The organism is Pseudomonas fluorescens, assembly GCF_005938625.1.
GTDB classification, from domain to species: domain Bacteria; phylum Pseudomonadota; class Gammaproteobacteria; order Pseudomonadales; family Pseudomonadaceae; genus Aquipseudomonas; species Aquipseudomonas fluorescens_BD.
The window spans coordinates 28,438-42,898 of record NZ_VCNJ01000057.1 but is presented as its reverse complement, the minus strand read 5'-3'; the positions used below and the strand labels follow the sequence as shown (position 1 = coordinate 42,898).

General features: G+C 59.3%; 11 protein-coding genes. 10 read left to right on the top strand and 1 reads right to left on the bottom strand.

Going from position 1 to position 14,461, the window contains the following annotated elements; all coding sequences use genetic code 11:
• Positions 1-31 precede the first annotated feature (31 nt).
• A complete protein-coding gene (locus FGA82_RS27225) occupies positions 32-1,111 on the bottom strand; it encodes a hypothetical protein (protein ID WP_141129531.1) in 1,080 nt (359 codons plus the stop codon).
• Between the two features lie 334 nt (positions 1,112-1,445).
• Between FGA82_RS27225 and FGA82_RS27220 the strand changes: the two genes are divergently transcribed.
• The 10 genes from FGA82_RS27220 (at position 1,446) to FGA82_RS27175 (ending at position 14,446) form a co-directional block, all read left to right on the top strand.
• Entirely contained in the window at positions 1,446-2,315 is an 870-nt protein-coding gene (locus FGA82_RS27220; protein WP_141129530.1) for a lipase family alpha/beta hydrolase, read from the top strand.
• A 97-nt stretch (positions 2,316-2,412) separates the two neighbouring features.
• A complete protein-coding gene (locus FGA82_RS27215; protein WP_007912303.1) occupies positions 2,413-2,694 on the top strand; it encodes a peptidylprolyl isomerase in 282 nt (93 codons plus the stop codon).
• Between the two features lie 132 nt (positions 2,695-2,826).
• Entirely contained in the window at positions 2,827-4,695 is a 1,869-nt protein-coding gene (locus FGA82_RS27210) for an extracellular solute-binding protein (protein WP_141129483.1), read from the top strand.
• Entirely contained in the window at positions 4,695-5,756 is a 1,062-nt protein-coding gene (locus FGA82_RS27205) for a microcin C ABC transporter permease YejB (protein WP_141129482.1), read from the top strand. The genes FGA82_RS27210 and FGA82_RS27205 overlap by 1 nt, the downstream gene beginning before the upstream one ends.
• The gene (locus tag FGA82_RS27200; RefSeq protein WP_141129481.1) at positions 5,756-6,778 is read left to right on the top strand and encodes an ABC transporter permease; all 1,023 of its coding nucleotides are present in this window, start codon (positions 5,756-5,758) and stop codon (positions 6,776-6,778) included. Before FGA82_RS27205 ends, FGA82_RS27200 begins: the two co-directional genes overlap by 1 nt.
• Before the next feature lie 9 nt (positions 6,779-6,787).
• A complete protein-coding gene (locus tag FGA82_RS27195; protein WP_141129480.1) occupies positions 6,788-8,362 on the top strand; it encodes an ABC transporter ATP-binding protein in 1,575 nt (524 codons plus the stop codon).
• A gap of 98 nt (positions 8,363-8,460) precedes the next feature.
• Positions 8,461-9,867, top strand: a complete 1,407-nt coding sequence (locus FGA82_RS27190; protein WP_141129479.1) for a sigma-54 interaction domain-containing protein — start codon at positions 8,461-8,463, stop codon at positions 9,865-9,867.
• Between the two features lie 296 nt (positions 9,868-10,163).
• The gene (locus FGA82_RS27185) at positions 10,164-11,555 is read left to right on the top strand and encodes a GntP family permease (protein ID WP_141129478.1); all 1,392 of its coding nucleotides are present in this window, start codon (positions 10,164-10,166) and stop codon (positions 11,553-11,555) included.
• A gap of 7 nt (positions 11,556-11,562) precedes the next feature.
• Entirely contained in the window at positions 11,563-12,336 is a 774-nt protein-coding gene (hbdH, locus tag FGA82_RS27180) for a 3-hydroxybutyrate dehydrogenase (RefSeq protein ID WP_141129477.1), read from the top strand.
• A gap of 136 nt (positions 12,337-12,472) precedes the next feature.
• Positions 12,473-14,446, top strand: coding sequence for an acetoacetate--CoA ligase (locus tag FGA82_RS27175; protein WP_141129476.1), 1,974 nt, complete (start codon positions 12,473-12,475; stop codon positions 14,444-14,446).
• The last annotated feature ends 15 nt before the right edge of the window (positions 14,447-14,461 follow it).

The window sequence follows — 14,461 nt, the reverse complement described above, 5'->3', positions numbered from 1 at the left end:
TTATGGCAAACCGGAGGGCTGGTCGGTTCCGCTACGCCTCTACTCGCACTGGTGTAGCAGCAGATTCCTGACTGACATCGTCCAGACGCTCAACTGTGTAGGCTACCCGTACGGTCGAGCCATGGTGCTCACGCCAGAATCGGTGCGGCACTATGAAGATCAGCGGCTTTCCCGCCGTTTCCCGCGTAATTTCACGGTCATCCCGGTGATTGAAAAGATCTCCGTCGCACTTGAGATACACCAGCTCACCTTCCTGCGTCTGTGCATTACCGATCACGATGGTGACTCCATCGATCGAATCCTCTTTCAGCAACACGCCATCTTCAGCTTCGAGCACGTCGGGAGCATCCAGCTCACCACGCAGGAACGGACTGACGAGGATTCTTGCCGACTCGGATTCTCGAACCGCGCCACCGGACTGCTCCACTCGATAGCGCACTGACACCTCACCACCGAGATGTGCAGCGATGTGCGCCCCGTCAACCCAAAATGACAACACGTCAGCGACAGCGAAGGTTTCGACCTTCAGGCTGTCGCTGAACGTTGCAGGCACTGCTTCAGCGCCCCACAGCAATGTGACCCGATCCCCCGCCGCCATTCGGGCATAAGGCTGGAGCACGATGAGCGTGCCTTCCGTCACTCGCTCCGGATCCAGCGTTCCCCTTATCGCCCCTTCGACAATTGGTGCAAGCAACTTCGGGCGTGTATCTCCCACAGACAATTGCACGCGTGCAGATAACGCTGGGACTGACGAGCTCGCACTGAGCAGTTTCCAGTAAACCTCCAGCGAACCGCCGTCCAGTGCGGCGATGTGCATGTCTTTGATAACGAAAATGACATCCTTGCCGACCTGAGTTTCGCTGACATAGCGCACCATTTCATGCTGATAGACGAAGCCTTCTATATCCAGCCCCTCCCAACTCAATAGCAACTGGTCGCCACAGGTCATGTTTACATAAGGAGCGATACGGACAACAACCTTGCGCAGCGAAGGATCAAGCACCGTCCCCCCCGGATAATCAAGGGTCGCTGCGGGCAGTAGTTCGCTCGATACACAGGGAGTGACGGGGTGGCGCGTCCGGTAGCAAAACTCGACTTCGTGCATGTTCATTGGTGGCTCCATTCCTTGGAAAAACGCCGCGTTCATGGACGGCGTCGACAGCCAACATTCAACGCGCTTCCCGACATTTTCGATGTCAGCCCGAGCCGCCGCAGACACCCGGCAAACGCCTCCAGCCGGGTAGGCAAACTGAGCAAAATCGCCCTCAACCAAGCGAAAGATGTCCTCAACTTCCGATTCGGATTTCATAAGTATCTGAAAATTCTTACAGCCACTAGTCCAGATTCAACGGCCAAGAGAAGCCTCTTCTTACTTCTTCAACGGGATGAGTGTTTTAGAGTGGCCACCGGATTCCCCGATGAACTTCTGTGAAAAAGGTAAGAACATGCAACGGAATGCTTCAACTCGCTATCCCATCCTGTTGGTACATGGCCTGTTCGGATTCGAGCGCATCGGTCATTTCGAGCTGTTCCATGATGTAAAGGACGCTCTGAAAACGACCGGCAGCCGAGTGTTTGTTCCCCACCTTTCCGCCACGCATAAAAACGAAACAAGGGGTGAGCAACTGCTTGCACAGATTGATCGTGTTCTGCGAGGCACAGGTGCCGAAAAAGTCAACCTCATCGGGCACAGCCAGGGAGCATTGGCTGCCCGATACGCTGCGGCGCTTGCGCCACACGCCGTAGCCTCGGTGACTTCCGTCAGCGGTCCGAACCACGGTTCGGAGCTGGCCGATTTTCTGCGCAAGGCACTGGTGCCCGGACGACTGCCGGAGGCGGTCGCACAAAATGTCGCGACACTGTTTGGCAATTTTCTTTCGTTGCTCAGTGGCAGTGTGGCGCTGCCACAAAACGCACTGGCGGCGCTGAATGCGCTGACGACCGAAGGCGTGGGCGATTTCAACGACAGGTTTCCGCAGGGGTTGCCCAGCACCTGGGGCGGACAAGGCCCGGAACAGGTCAATGGTGTGCGCTATTACTCCTGGAGCGGTGTCCTGCCCGCAGACAGCCCGATAACACTCGATCCGACCCAGAGCATTTGCCATGCGCTATCGCAATACTTCATGACCGAGACACAGCAGAATGATGGCTTCGTCGGCCGTTTCAGCTCGCACTTGGGGCAGGTAATCCGCTCCGACTATCCGCTGGACCATCTGAGCAGCCTGCGCCGCACAGCCAGCGCCATCACTACCCTGCCCGACCCGATTGAACTGTACGTGGAACACGCCGAACGTCTGCGCGCCGCGAATATCTGACCAAAGCCACGGACAACCGAACGGAACTTTGCCGAGAATTCGCCCACTGAATCCGGTAGGCTCCACACTTTACTGAAATAGATTGGAGAGTTTCCCCATGGCTAAAGCCACTGCCCGCCACATCCTGGTTTCCAGCGAAGACAAGTGCAACGAACTCAAGGCCCAAATCGAAGGCGGCGCTGATTTCGCCGAAGTCGCCAAGGCCAACTCCACCTGCCCGTCCAGCCGTCAGGGCGGTGATCTGGGTTCGTTCGGTCCTGGCCAGATGGTCAAGGAATTCGACACCGTGGTCTTCAGCGCGCCAATCAATGTCGTGCAAGGTCCGGTGAAAACTCAGTTCGGTTATCACCTGCTCGAAGTCACCAGCCGTCAGGACTGATCCGCGCCTGATTGCTCACCAACGGCCCGCCTTCTGGTGGGCCGTTGTGTTTCAGTTACATATACGGCTGGCGACTGACGCGCCTCTCGCGTAAAACTTGCGCTTATCGATTTCCCGGTTCCAAGGCTGACAATGCGACTGGTTTTCCCCACATTGATGCTCACCGCCCTCGCCCTGCTGACGGGCACCGCCGGCGCGAACGCCGCACCGCAACACGCGTTGACCGTTTATGGCGAACCCGCCAAGTATCCTGCCGGTTTCAGCCACTTCGACTACACCAACCTGCAAGCGCCCAAGGGCGGGACGATGCGCCGCTCGGCCATCGAGATCGGCCACTTCGATCATGTTCTTCCTTATATAGACAAAGGCATCGGCGTCACTCAGATCGACGGCTTGCTCTATTCGCCGCTGGCCCAGCGTTCGCTGGATGAGCCGTACACGGTTTACGGACTGGTCGCGCAAAAGATGGAACGCTCGGACGATGGTCTGTCACTGCGGTTCTTTATCAACCCCAAGGCGCGCTTCGCCGATGGCAAAGAGATTACCGCCGAAGACGTGCGCTACACCTACGATTTATTGATGACCCAAGGCAGCCTGCGTTATCGCACCCAGTTTGCTGACGTCAAAGGCGTCGAAGTGGAAGGCCCGTTGACCGTGCGTTTCGACTTCAAGAGCAATGAAAACCGCACCCTGCCACTGGACATCGCGACCCTGCCGGTATTTCCCGAGCATTGGTGGAAGAGCCGCGATTTCGCCGGGGGTGGCGGCTATGAACCACCACTGGGCAGCGGCCCTTATCGAGTCGGAAAAGTCGATTCGGGGCGCAGCATCACCTTTGAACGCAACGCTGACTGGTGGGGCAAGGATTTGCCGGTCAGTCGCGGCCTCTACAATTTCGACCATTTCAGCATCGAGTACTTCGGCGATACCGATGTCGCCCGGCAAGTGCTGCGCGGGGGCGCTTATGACTACAACCGCGAGTTCTCGGCCACCGGCTACTCAATCGGCTATGACAGCCCCGCACTGAGCGACGGGCGTCTGCAAAAAGCACACTTGGCCACCGAGGCGCCACAGTCAGCCCAGGGTTTTGTGTTCAACCTGCAGAAACCGATGTTCGCCGATCGCCGTGTGCGCCAGGCCCTGGCCATGCTCTGGGACTTCGAGTGGAGCAACCGGCAGATGATGCGCGGCATGTACATCCGCCAGCAGAGCTACTTTTCCAACACGCCACTGGCGGCAAGCGAACTGCCCGATGCGCAGGAGCTGAAAATCCTCGAGCCGCTGCGCGGTCAGGTTCCCGACGAAGTCTTCAACAAAGTCTTCGAGGCCCCGAAAACCGACGGCAGTGGCCTGATCCGCGATAAACAGTTGCAAGCCCTCGAACTGCTCGAACAGGCCGGTTGGAAACCCGATGGCGATCAACTGGTGAATGCGCAAGGCGAGCCGCTGAGCTTCACCTTCCTGGTCAGCCAGAACGGTATGGATCGCTTGCTGCTGCCGTACAAACGCACGCTGAAACAGATCGGTATCGACCTGAACATTCGCCGTATCGACTCCTCGCAATACGTCAACCGGCTGATGAGCCGCGACTACGACATGATCGTCACCGGCTACCCGGTCAGCACTTCGCCGGGGGGCGAGTTGCTCAACTACTTCGCCTCGGCGTCGGCCAATGACCCGGGCGCGAACAACTACATGGTGTTGAAAAACCCGGCAGTGGATACGCTCATCAACGGTCTGATCCGCGCATCCACACAGTCCGACATGCTGCACTACGCCCATGCTCTGGACCGGGTACTGCAATGGAATTACTACTGGATTCCCAACTATTATCCGCCGGGCACGTCGACAGTGTGGTGGAACCGCTTTGGCATACCTTCGGTGCAAGCCAGCAATGACGAAGCCATCGAGAGCTGGTGGGAAATCAGCAGCACCCCACTGACCAATCAACAGATGACGGCCGAGAAAATCTCCCGTGGCAGACCCGGAGGGCCGCACTGATGTGGGGTTACATACTGCGGCGCCTGCTGCTGATCATTCCGACGCTGGTGATCATTCTGCTGGTCAATTTCGTGATCATTCAGGCCGCGCCCGGCGGCCCGGTAGAGCAGGCCATCGCCCACCTGCAAGGGATCGGCGGCGCCAGTGTTGGAGGCGGTGCCAGCGAAACCATGAGCGGCACTTCACGTGCCAGTCGCGGCCTCGATCCGCAACTGATCAAGGACATCGAAAAACAGTACGGATTCGACAAACCGGCCCACGAACGCTTGTGGCTGATGTTGAAGAACTACGCGCAACTGGATTTCGGCAAGAGCTTCTTTCGTGGCGCGACAGTCACCGATCTGATCCTGGAAAAAATGCCTGTGACCATTTCCCTCGGGCTGTGGGCGACGCTGATCACCTATCTGGTATCGATCCCGCTAGGGATACGCAAGGCTGTGCACCATGGCAGTCACTTCGATATCTGGAGCAGCACAGCGATCATCATCGGTTACGCGATGCCGGCGTTTCTATTTGCGATGTTCCTGATCGTGGTATTTGCCGGCGGCAAGTCGCTGAACTGGTTTCCGGTTCGCGGCCTGGTGTCGGATAACTTCGAATCGCTGTCGACTCTCGGCAAAGTCGCCGACTATTTCTGGCACCTGGTGCTGCCGGTGACGGCGCTGGTGATCGGTGGTTTCGCCACGCTGACCATCCTGACGAAAAACTCCTTTCTCAATGAGATCACGCGCCAGTACGTGGTGACCGCGCGGGCCAAAGGCCTGAGCGAGCGCCGCGTGCTCTATGGTCATGTGTTTCGCAATGCGATGTTGCTGGTGGTGTCCGGCATCCCGCAGGCGTTCATCAGTGTGTTCTTCGCCGGTTCCTTGCTGATCGAAGTGATCTTCTCCCTCGACGGCCTCGGGCGCATGAGCTACGAAGCCGCGGTTTCGCGGGATTACCCGGTGGTGTTCGGTTCGCTGTTCATCTTTACCCTCTTCGGCCTGCTGATAAAACTGGTCGGCGACCTGTGTTACACGCTGGTCGACCCGCGTATCGACTTCGCTGCGAGGAACGCCTGATGTTCAAGCTCTCGCCTCTGGGCCGTCGGCGCTTCGAACGCTTCAAGAAAAACCGCCGTGGCTGGTGGTCGCTGTGGCTGTTTATCGGCCTGTTTGTGGTGACACTGGGTGGCGAGTTGATTGCTAATGACAAGCCTCTGGTCGTCAGCTATCAGGACCAGTGGTACTTCCCGGTGTTCAAGCGACACACCGAGCAGGAGTTCGGCGGACAACTGCCGTTCCAGGCCGATTACCGCAGCGACTATGTGCAGAACCTGATTCGCAAGGACGGTGGCTGGCTGCTGTTCCCGCCGATTCCATTCAGTGACGACACGCCAAACTACGACCTCAACAAACCGGCGCCGAGCCCGCCGACGTCGGTCAACTGGTTGGGCACAGACGATCAATCGCGGGATGTACTGGCACGGGTGATTTTCGGCGCACGGGTGTCGATTCTGTTTGCCCTGATGCTGACCTTTGTCAGTGCCCTGATCGGCATCGCTGCCGGTGCATTGCAGGGCTACTACGGTGGCTGGGTCGATTTGCTCGGGCAACGCGTGCTGGAAGTCTGGTCGGGGCTGCCAGTGTTGTACCTGCTGATCATCCTCTCCGGTTTCGTCGAGCCGAATTTCTGGTGGCTGCTGGGGATCATGGCGCTGTTTTCATGGCTGGCACTGGTGGATGTGGTGCGCGCCGAGTTCCTGCGCGGACGCAACCTGGAGTACGTCAAAGCCGCCCGTGCGCTAGGCCTGAGCGATCGCAAGGTGATCTTCCGGCACATTCTGCCCAATGCGATGAACGCGACACTGAGCTACTTGCCGTTCATTCTGACCGGGGCGATTTCCACCCTCACCGCGCTGGATTTTCTCGGTTTCGGCATGCCTGCCGGCAGTGCTTCGCTGGGTGAATTGATCGGTCAGGGCAAACAGAACCTGCAAGCACCCTGGCTTGGGTTGACGGCGTTTTTCACCCTGGCGCTGATCCTTTCTTTACTGGTGTTCATCGGCGAAGCGTTGCGTGACGCGTTCGACCCTCGATCCTGAAGCGTGGCCATGACTGACAACCTGATTGAAATCCGTAACCTCAACGTTGCCTTCCACGGCCAGAGCGTAGTGCGCGACCTGTGCCTGGACATACGCCCCGGTGAGTGTCTGGCGCTGGTCGGCGAGTCGGGCTCAGGCAAATCGGTGACTGCCCATTCGATTCTGCAATTGCTGCCGGAAAGCGAAGCGCAAACCACCGGCAGCATTCGCTATCGCGGACAGGAACTGATCGGCGCCGATCCCAAGGTTTTGCGCGAATTGCGCGGCAACCGCATCGCGATGATCTTTCAGGAGCCGATGACCTCGCTCAATCCGCTGCACACCATCGAAAAACAGATCGGCGAAACCCTGCTGCTGCACCGTGGCCTCGGTGGCAAAGCGGCGCAGGTGCGCATCCTCGAACTGCTCGGTCTGGTGGGCATCCAGAAACCCAAGGAACGCCTCAAGGCCTATCCGCATCAACTCTCTGGCGGGCAACGGCAACGGGTGATGATCGCCATGGCCCTGGCCTGCGAACCGGAGCTGTTGATCGCCGACGAACCGACCACGGCGCTCGACGTGACGGTGCAGCGCAAGATCCTGCTGCTGCTCAAGTCCCTGCAACAACGCTTGGGCATGTCGTTGCTGCTGATCAGTCATGATCTAAATCTGGTGCGCAGTATCGCCCAGCGCGTGTGTGTGATGAAGGCCGGGGAAATCGTCGAGCAGGCGCCCTGCGAAACCCTGTTTACCGAGCCGAAGCATCCTTACAGCTGTGTGCTGCTCAACGCCGAACCCGAAGGCGAAGCCCTGCCCCGCGATGAGCGCGAGAACGTACTGGAAGTCGACGACCTGAAGGTTGAGTTTGTCGTCGGCGGCGGGCTGTTCCAGCGCAAGCAGTACCTGCGTGCGGTGGATGGCATCAGCCTGAGTATTCAGCGTGGCAAGACGCTGGGCATCGTCGGCGAGTCCGGTTCAGGCAAGTCGACGCTGGGTCAGGCGATCCTGCGTCTGCTCGACTCCGAAGGCGGTATCCGCTTTCAGGGCCAGGCGCTCGACGGTCTCAATCAGAAACAGATGCGGCCGTGGCGTCGGCAGATGCAGGTGGTGTTTCAGGATCCGTTCGGCAGCCTCAGCCCGCGCATGTCCGTGGCGCAGATCATCAGCGAAGGCCTGGAAGTGCACTGCGAGTCGAGCGCTGACGAGTGCGATGAGCAAGTCATCCGCGTGCTTAAAGAGGTCGGCCTCGATCCGCAAAGTCGCCATCGCTACCCCCACGAATTCTCTGGAGGCCAGCGCCAACGCATTGCCATCGCCCGGGCACTGGTGCTGAAACCGGCGCTGATCCTGCTCGACGAGCCAACATCGGCGCTGGATCGTACGGTGCAAAAACAAGTGGTCGCCCTGCTCCGCCAGCTTCAGGAAAAACACGGTCTGACCTATCTGTTCATCAGCCACGATCTGGCGGTTGTGCGCGCTCTGGCCCACGACATGATCGTGATCAAGGACGGCAAAGTGGTCGAGCGTGGCGCCAGCCATGACGTGTTTGATGCGCCACAGCATCCATATACCAAAGAGCTGTTGGCGGCGGCGCATCCGGGGTAGGCATAATTGCCGATCGACTTGAAATCGAGTTGCGGCCATCGCTGGCAAGCCAGCGAAGAGGCCCGCATCAACAACCCAAATTCCGGATCAGCCGTCAGATGAACACCACCGAAAGCCTCAAGGACTACCAACGGGTTCGCACCCTGGCGATCCGTTCGCTGTTCGAGATCATCGAGCAATCCAGCGAAGGCACGGTGATTGTCGACCGCGATGCCAACATCGTCTGGATGAACGAACGTTACGCCCGGCGTTTCGGGCTTGAATCGGCTGAAGGTGCCATCGGCAAGCCCTGTGAAAGCGTGATCCCGGGCAGTCTGTTGCGCGAAGTCGTGCGTACCGGTCGCCCCATTCTTCTGGACATGCAGGACACCCCGAAAGAGCCGTTGGTGGTGATGCGCCTGCCGATCCATGACGACGTCGGCACGGTGATCGGCGCGATCGGATTTGCCCTGTTCGACGAGTTGCGCACCCTGTCGCCGATGCTCAAACGTTATTTGAGCATGCAGGAAGAACTGGCTTCGACCCGCTCCCTGCTGCGCGCCCGGCAGACCAAATACAACTTCGCCCACTTTATCGGCACCAGCGCCGCCAGCCTCGAAGTCAAACGCCGTGCCCGACGCAGTGCCAGCGCCGAATCGCCGGTGTTGCTGCTCGGCGAAACCGGCACCGGCAAAGAGTTGCTGGCCCAAGCCATTCATAGCGCCTCGCCACGGGCGCACAAAGCGTTCGTCAGCATCAACAGCGCGGCGATTCCCGAAGCATTGCTGGAGGCGGAGTTTTTCGGCACGGCGCCCGGCGCATTCACCGGCGCCGATCGCAAGGGCCGCACCGGCAAGTTGCAGATCGCCCAGGGCGGCACGCTGTTTCTCGACGAGATTGGTGACATGCCGTTGCCCTTGCAAAGCAAACTGCTGCGCGTGTTGCAGGAAAAGGAATTCGAACCAGTCGGTTCCAACGAGGTAATTCAGAGTGACGTTCGCGTGATTGCCGCGACTTCGACCGATCTGCAAGCGGCGATCAAACGCGGTGAATTCCGCGCCGACTTGTACTACCGCCTCAATGTGTTACCGATCCAGGTACCGCCATTGCGTGAGCGTCTTGATGATCTGCCTGCGCTTAGCGAAGCGATTCTGGAAGAGCTGCGCAGCCAGCATGAACTGCACCGGGATGCCTTGGAACTGCTCGGGCGACACGCGTGGCCGGGGAACATTCGCGAGCTGCGCAATGTGCTGGAGCGGGCGGCGCTGCTCAGTGATGACTTGATGCTCACAGAGCAGGATATTCGTGCGGCGATTGGTACGTTGACGCCGGTTGAACGTGCGCTGGCGCCGACGGCTGAAGCATTGACGACCGAGACTTACGCGCAAGCGCGGGAGCGATTTGATCGGCAACTGATTCAGGCAACTCTTGCGCAATGTGCGGGTAAAGTGCCGGAGGCGGCTGCGCGACTGGGGCTGGGGCGGTCGACGCTGTACAAGAAGATGGTGGCGTTAGGGATTGCCTGAATCTCTAAACAGAGACAACGATCTCCTTATGTAGATGAATTGGTTGAAGATCAAAAGATCGCAGCCTTCGGCAGCTCCTACAGGGGAAATTCGCGTCCGCACTGTAGGAGCTGCCGAAGGCTGCGATCTTTTCGGCTTAACTCGGTCTCTAAAACGAGACGAAATACCTGGAAGCCGTTCAACCTGATCAATAATATCCTTATATTTCAATATCTTGGATATCTGGCACAGATCTCGCTTAAGCCTCTCCCACACCTGTTCCACCCACAAAAATAACAATTCTGGAGAGACACACCATGAGTGTGATCATTGCCTTGGCAGCCCTGGCGCTGCTGATGCTGGCCGCCTACCGTGGCTACAGCGTTATCCTCTTCGCCCCGATTGCCGCCCTCGGTGCGGTCCTGCTCACCGACCCTTCTGCCGTCGCCCCAGCGTTCACCGGGGTGTTCATGGAGAAAATGGTCGGGTTCATCAAACTGTATTTCCCGGTGTTCCTGCTCGGTGCCGTGTTTGGCAAGTTGATCGAACTGTCGGGCTTCTCCCGCTCGATCGTTGCCGCCGCCATTCGCTTGCTTGGCACCAAACAGGCGATGCTGGTGATCGTGCTGGTCTGCGCCCTCCTCACTTACGGCGGCGTGTCGCTATTCGTCGTTGTGTTTGCGGTGTATCCGTTTGCAGCGGAGATGTTCCGCCAGAGCAATATTCCCAAGCGGCTGATCCCGGCGACCATCGCCCTCGGCGCGTTCTCGTTCACCATGGACGCCCTGCCCGGCACGCCGCAAATCCAGAACATCATCCCCAGCACGTTCTTCAATACCACCGCATGGGCGGCGCCGTGGCTGGGCGTGATCGGCACGATTTTCGTGTTCTGCACCGGCATGCTGTTTCTGCAGCGTCAACGTAACAAGGCACAACGTGCCGGTGAAGGCTACGGCACCGAATTGCGCAACGAGCCGGAAACCGCTGAAGACCTGAAATTGCCAAACCCATGGATTGCCCTGTCGCCGCTGCTTGCAGTGGGCGTCATGAACCTGCTGTTCACCCAATGGATTCCGCAGTGGTACGGCAAGACCCACAGCCTCGCCCTGCCGGGCATGGCCACGCCGGTCACCACCGAAATCGCCAAACTCACAGCGATCTGGGCGGTGCAGGCCGCTTTGCTGGTCGGCATTCTGATGGTCTTGGCGTTCGGCTTTCAGGCCATTCGCAGCAAGCTCGCCGAAGGCAGCAAAAGCGCAGTCAGCGGCGCCTTGCTGGCGGCAATGAACACCGCATCGGAATACGGTTTCGGTGCAGTGATTGCTTCGCTGCCGGGCTTTTTGGTGCTGGCAGACTGGCTCAAACAGATCCCCAATCCGCTGGTCAACGAAGCCATCACCGTGACGCTGCTGGCCGGTATCACCGGTTCCGCATCAGGCGGCATGAGCATTGCGCTGGCGGCAATGTCCGAGCAGTTCATCAGCGCGGCCCACGCGGCGAACATTCCGCTGGAAGTGCTGCACCGCGTGGCGGCAATGGCCAGCGGCGGCATGGACACCCTGCCGCACAACGGCGCGGTCATCACCTTGCTCGCGGTGACGGGCCTGACCCACCGCGAAGCCTATAAAGACATTTTCTGTATTACGCTGATCAAGACCCTGGCGGTTTTCGTAGTGATCGGCACTTTCTACGCCACTGGCATTGTGTGAGGTATTCATGACGACTCTTTCCGGCAAGACCGCACTGGTTACCGGTTCCACCAGCGGCATCGGCCTGGGCATCGCACTGAGCCTGGCCAAGGCTGGCGCGAACCTGATTCTCAACGGTTTTGGTGATGCCTCGACAGTCATCGCCGAGGTCGCCCGGTTCGGCGGCAAGGTCGGCCATCATCCGGCGGATGTCAGTGACCCGGCGCAAATTGCCGAGATGATCGCCTACGCCGAACGCGAGTTCGGCGGTGTCGACATTCTGGTCAATAACGCGGGCATCCAGCATGTCGCCGCCGTGGAAGAGTTCCCCGTCGAGCGTTGGGATTCGATCATCGCCATCAACCTGTCTTCGGTGTTTCACAGCACGCGCCTGAGCCTGCCGGGGATGCGCGCCAAAGGGTGGGGGCGGATCATCAATATCGCCTCGGTGCATGGCCAGGTCGGCTCGACCGGCAAAGCGGCCTACGTCGCCGCCAAGCACGGTGTGATCGGTTTGACCAAAGTGGTTGGCCTGGAAACTGCCACCAGTAACGTCACCTGCAACGCGATCTGCCCGGGCTGGGTGCTGACCCCGCTGGTACAAAAGCAGATCGATGACCGAGCGGCCAAGGGTGTCGATCCGCAGCAGGCGCAGCATGATTTGCTGGCCGAGAAACAGCCGTCGCTGGAATTCGTCACACCGCAGCATCTGGGCGAACTGGTGTTGTTCCTGTGCAGCGAGGCCGGCAGCCAGGTGCGTGGGGCGGCGTGGAATATTGATGGTGGCTGGCTCGCGCAGTAATGCTGCGCCCCTGTAGGAGTGAGCCTGCTCGCGATAGCGGTGTGTCAGACCCGTAACAGTTAACTGATACACCGCTATCGCGAGCAGGCTCACTCCTACAAGGGAATTTTTGTAATCCGATAACAAGAGGCAAGCAATGTCCGACATCCTCTGGCAACCCGACGCCAACCGTATCGCCAATTCGCGCATGGACACCTTCCGCCGTGCGATCAATGAGCGCCACTCGCTGAAACTCGACGACTACCCTGCCCTGCACCAATGGAGCGTCGAACAGCGCGCGGAATTCTGGCAGGCAATCGTCGACTTCTTCGATATCCGTTTTCACACCCAGCCCGATGCTGTGTTGCGTGAAGGGCCGAACATGCCCGACGCCGAGTGGTTTCCCGGCGCCACGCTGAACTTCGCCGAACACCTGCTGCGTCGTCGCGACGATGTTGTGGCGGTAATAAGCGTGGCGGAGAATGGCCAGCGCGAGCAGTTGACCTGGGCCGAGCTCGCCGAGCACGTCGCCGGGTTTCAAGCGAGCCTGCAAGCTGCCGGTGTTGGCCTCGGTGATCGCGTCGCCGCGTGCATGCCGAATACCTGGCAGACGCTGGTGGCGATGCTCGCTACTACCAGCCTCGGCGCGATCTGGTCGTGCTCCTCGCCGGACTTCGGCACCCACGGCGTGATCGACCGCTTCGGCCAGATCGAACCGAAAGTGCTGCTCACCTGTGCAGGCTATCGCTATGCCGGCAAAACGATCGACCAGACCGACAAAATCAACGGAATACTCGAACAGCTGCCAACGCTACGGCAGTTGATCATCGTGCCTTACGCCCAGCCGCAAGCCCATGTCGAGGCTTACCAGACTCGCGCCGAAGTGAGCTTGTGGGATGACTTTTATCAAGCCGGAGGCGAACCGGACTTTGTCCCGGTGCCATTCAACCATCCGTTGTACGTGCTGTATTCCAGCGGCACTACCGGCGTGCCGAAATGCATCGTGCACAGCACTGGCGGTGTACTGCTGCAGCACGTCAAGGAACACGGCCTGCACTGCGATCTCGGCCCGGGAGATCGGTTGTTTTACTACACAACCTGCGGCTGGATGATGTGGAACTGGCTGGTCTCGGCGCTCGCGGTCGGCAGCGCCGTGGTGCTCTATGACGGCTCGCCGTTTCACCCGGACAACCAGCGTTTGCTCGACTTGATCGACGACGAGCTCATCAGTGTGTTCGGCACCAGCCCCAAGTTCCTCGCGACCCTGGAGAGCAGCGGCGTCAGGCCACGCGATAGTCATGATCTGGGCAGCCTGAAGACGCTGCTTTGCACCGGTTCGGCGTTATCACCGCAAAGCTATGACTTCGTCTATCGCGACTTCAAACCCGATGTGTGCCTGGCGTCGATGTCTGGCGGCACCGATATCGTTTCGTGCTTCGTCAATGGCAACCCGATGAGCGCCGTGCGGCGCGGCGAGAACATGGGCAAGAGTCTGGGCATGGCGGTTGAAGTCTGGAACGACGCCGGGCAGCCGGTGACTGGCGAGAAAGGCGAGCTGGTCTGCACCCGACACTTCCCGGCGATGCCGATCGGTCTGTGGAATGACCCGGACGGAGCAAAACTGCGGCAGTCGTATTTCAGCCTGTTTCCCGGGGTCTGGGCACAGGGCGATTACGCCGAACAACGGCCTCATGGCGGGATGCTGATTCATGGCCGCTCGGATGCAGTGCTCAATCCCGGCGGTGTGCGCATCGGCACGGCGGAGATCTACCGTCAGGTTGAGAAAGTCGTTGAAGTGCTGGACAGCGTTGCCATCGGTCAGCAGTGGCAGGATGACGTGCGGGTTGTGCTGTTTGTCAGGTTGCGCGAAGGGCTGGAACTGGATGAAGCACTGGAGCAGCGCATCCGTCAGGTGATCCGCGCCAATACCACTCCGAGGCATGTACCGGCGAAGATTGTGGCGGTGACAGACATTCCGCGCACCATCAGCGGCAAGGTTGTCGAATTGGCCGTGCGCGAGGTAGTGCATGGACGGCCGGTGAAAAATACTGATGCACTGGCCAATCCCGAAGCGCTGGAGCAGTTTCGGGATCGGCCGGAGCTGGGCGCGACCGAGGTCATTCAAAGATGAAACTCGCGTTGCACA

What these genes read in the sequence shown, in the direction of transcription:
- FGA82_RS27225 (WP_141129531.1), bottom strand. Translation starts at nt 1,111, where the DNA reads ATGAACATGCACGAAGTCGAGTTTTGCTACCGGACGCGCCACCCCGTC.
- FGA82_RS27220 (WP_141129530.1), top strand. Translation starts at nt 1,446, where the DNA reads ATGCAACGGAATGCTTCAACTCGCTATCCCATCCTGTTGGTACATGGC.
- FGA82_RS27215 (WP_007912303.1), top strand. Translation starts at nt 2,413, where the DNA reads ATGGCTAAAGCCACTGCCCGCCACATCCTGGTTTCCAGCGAAGACAAG.
- FGA82_RS27210 (WP_141129483.1), top strand. Translation starts at nt 2,827, where the DNA reads ATGCGACTGGTTTTCCCCACATTGATGCTCACCGCCCTCGCCCTGCTG.
- FGA82_RS27205 (WP_141129482.1), top strand. Translation starts at nt 4,695, where the DNA reads ATGTGGGGTTACATACTGCGGCGCCTGCTGCTGATCATTCCGACGCTG.
- FGA82_RS27200 (WP_141129481.1), top strand. Translation starts at nt 5,756, where the DNA reads ATGTTCAAGCTCTCGCCTCTGGGCCGTCGGCGCTTCGAACGCTTCAAG.
- FGA82_RS27195 (WP_141129480.1), top strand. Translation starts at nt 6,788, where the DNA reads ATGACTGACAACCTGATTGAAATCCGTAACCTCAACGTTGCCTTCCAC.
- FGA82_RS27190 (WP_141129479.1), top strand. Translation starts at nt 8,461, where the DNA reads ATGAACACCACCGAAAGCCTCAAGGACTACCAACGGGTTCGCACCCTG.
- FGA82_RS27185 (WP_141129478.1), top strand. Translation starts at nt 10,164, where the DNA reads ATGAGTGTGATCATTGCCTTGGCAGCCCTGGCGCTGCTGATGCTGGCC.
- hbdH (WP_141129477.1), top strand. Translation starts at nt 11,563, where the DNA reads ATGACGACTCTTTCCGGCAAGACCGCACTGGTTACCGGTTCCACCAGC.
- FGA82_RS27175 (WP_141129476.1), top strand. Translation starts at nt 12,473, where the DNA reads ATGTCCGACATCCTCTGGCAACCCGACGCCAACCGTATCGCCAATTCG.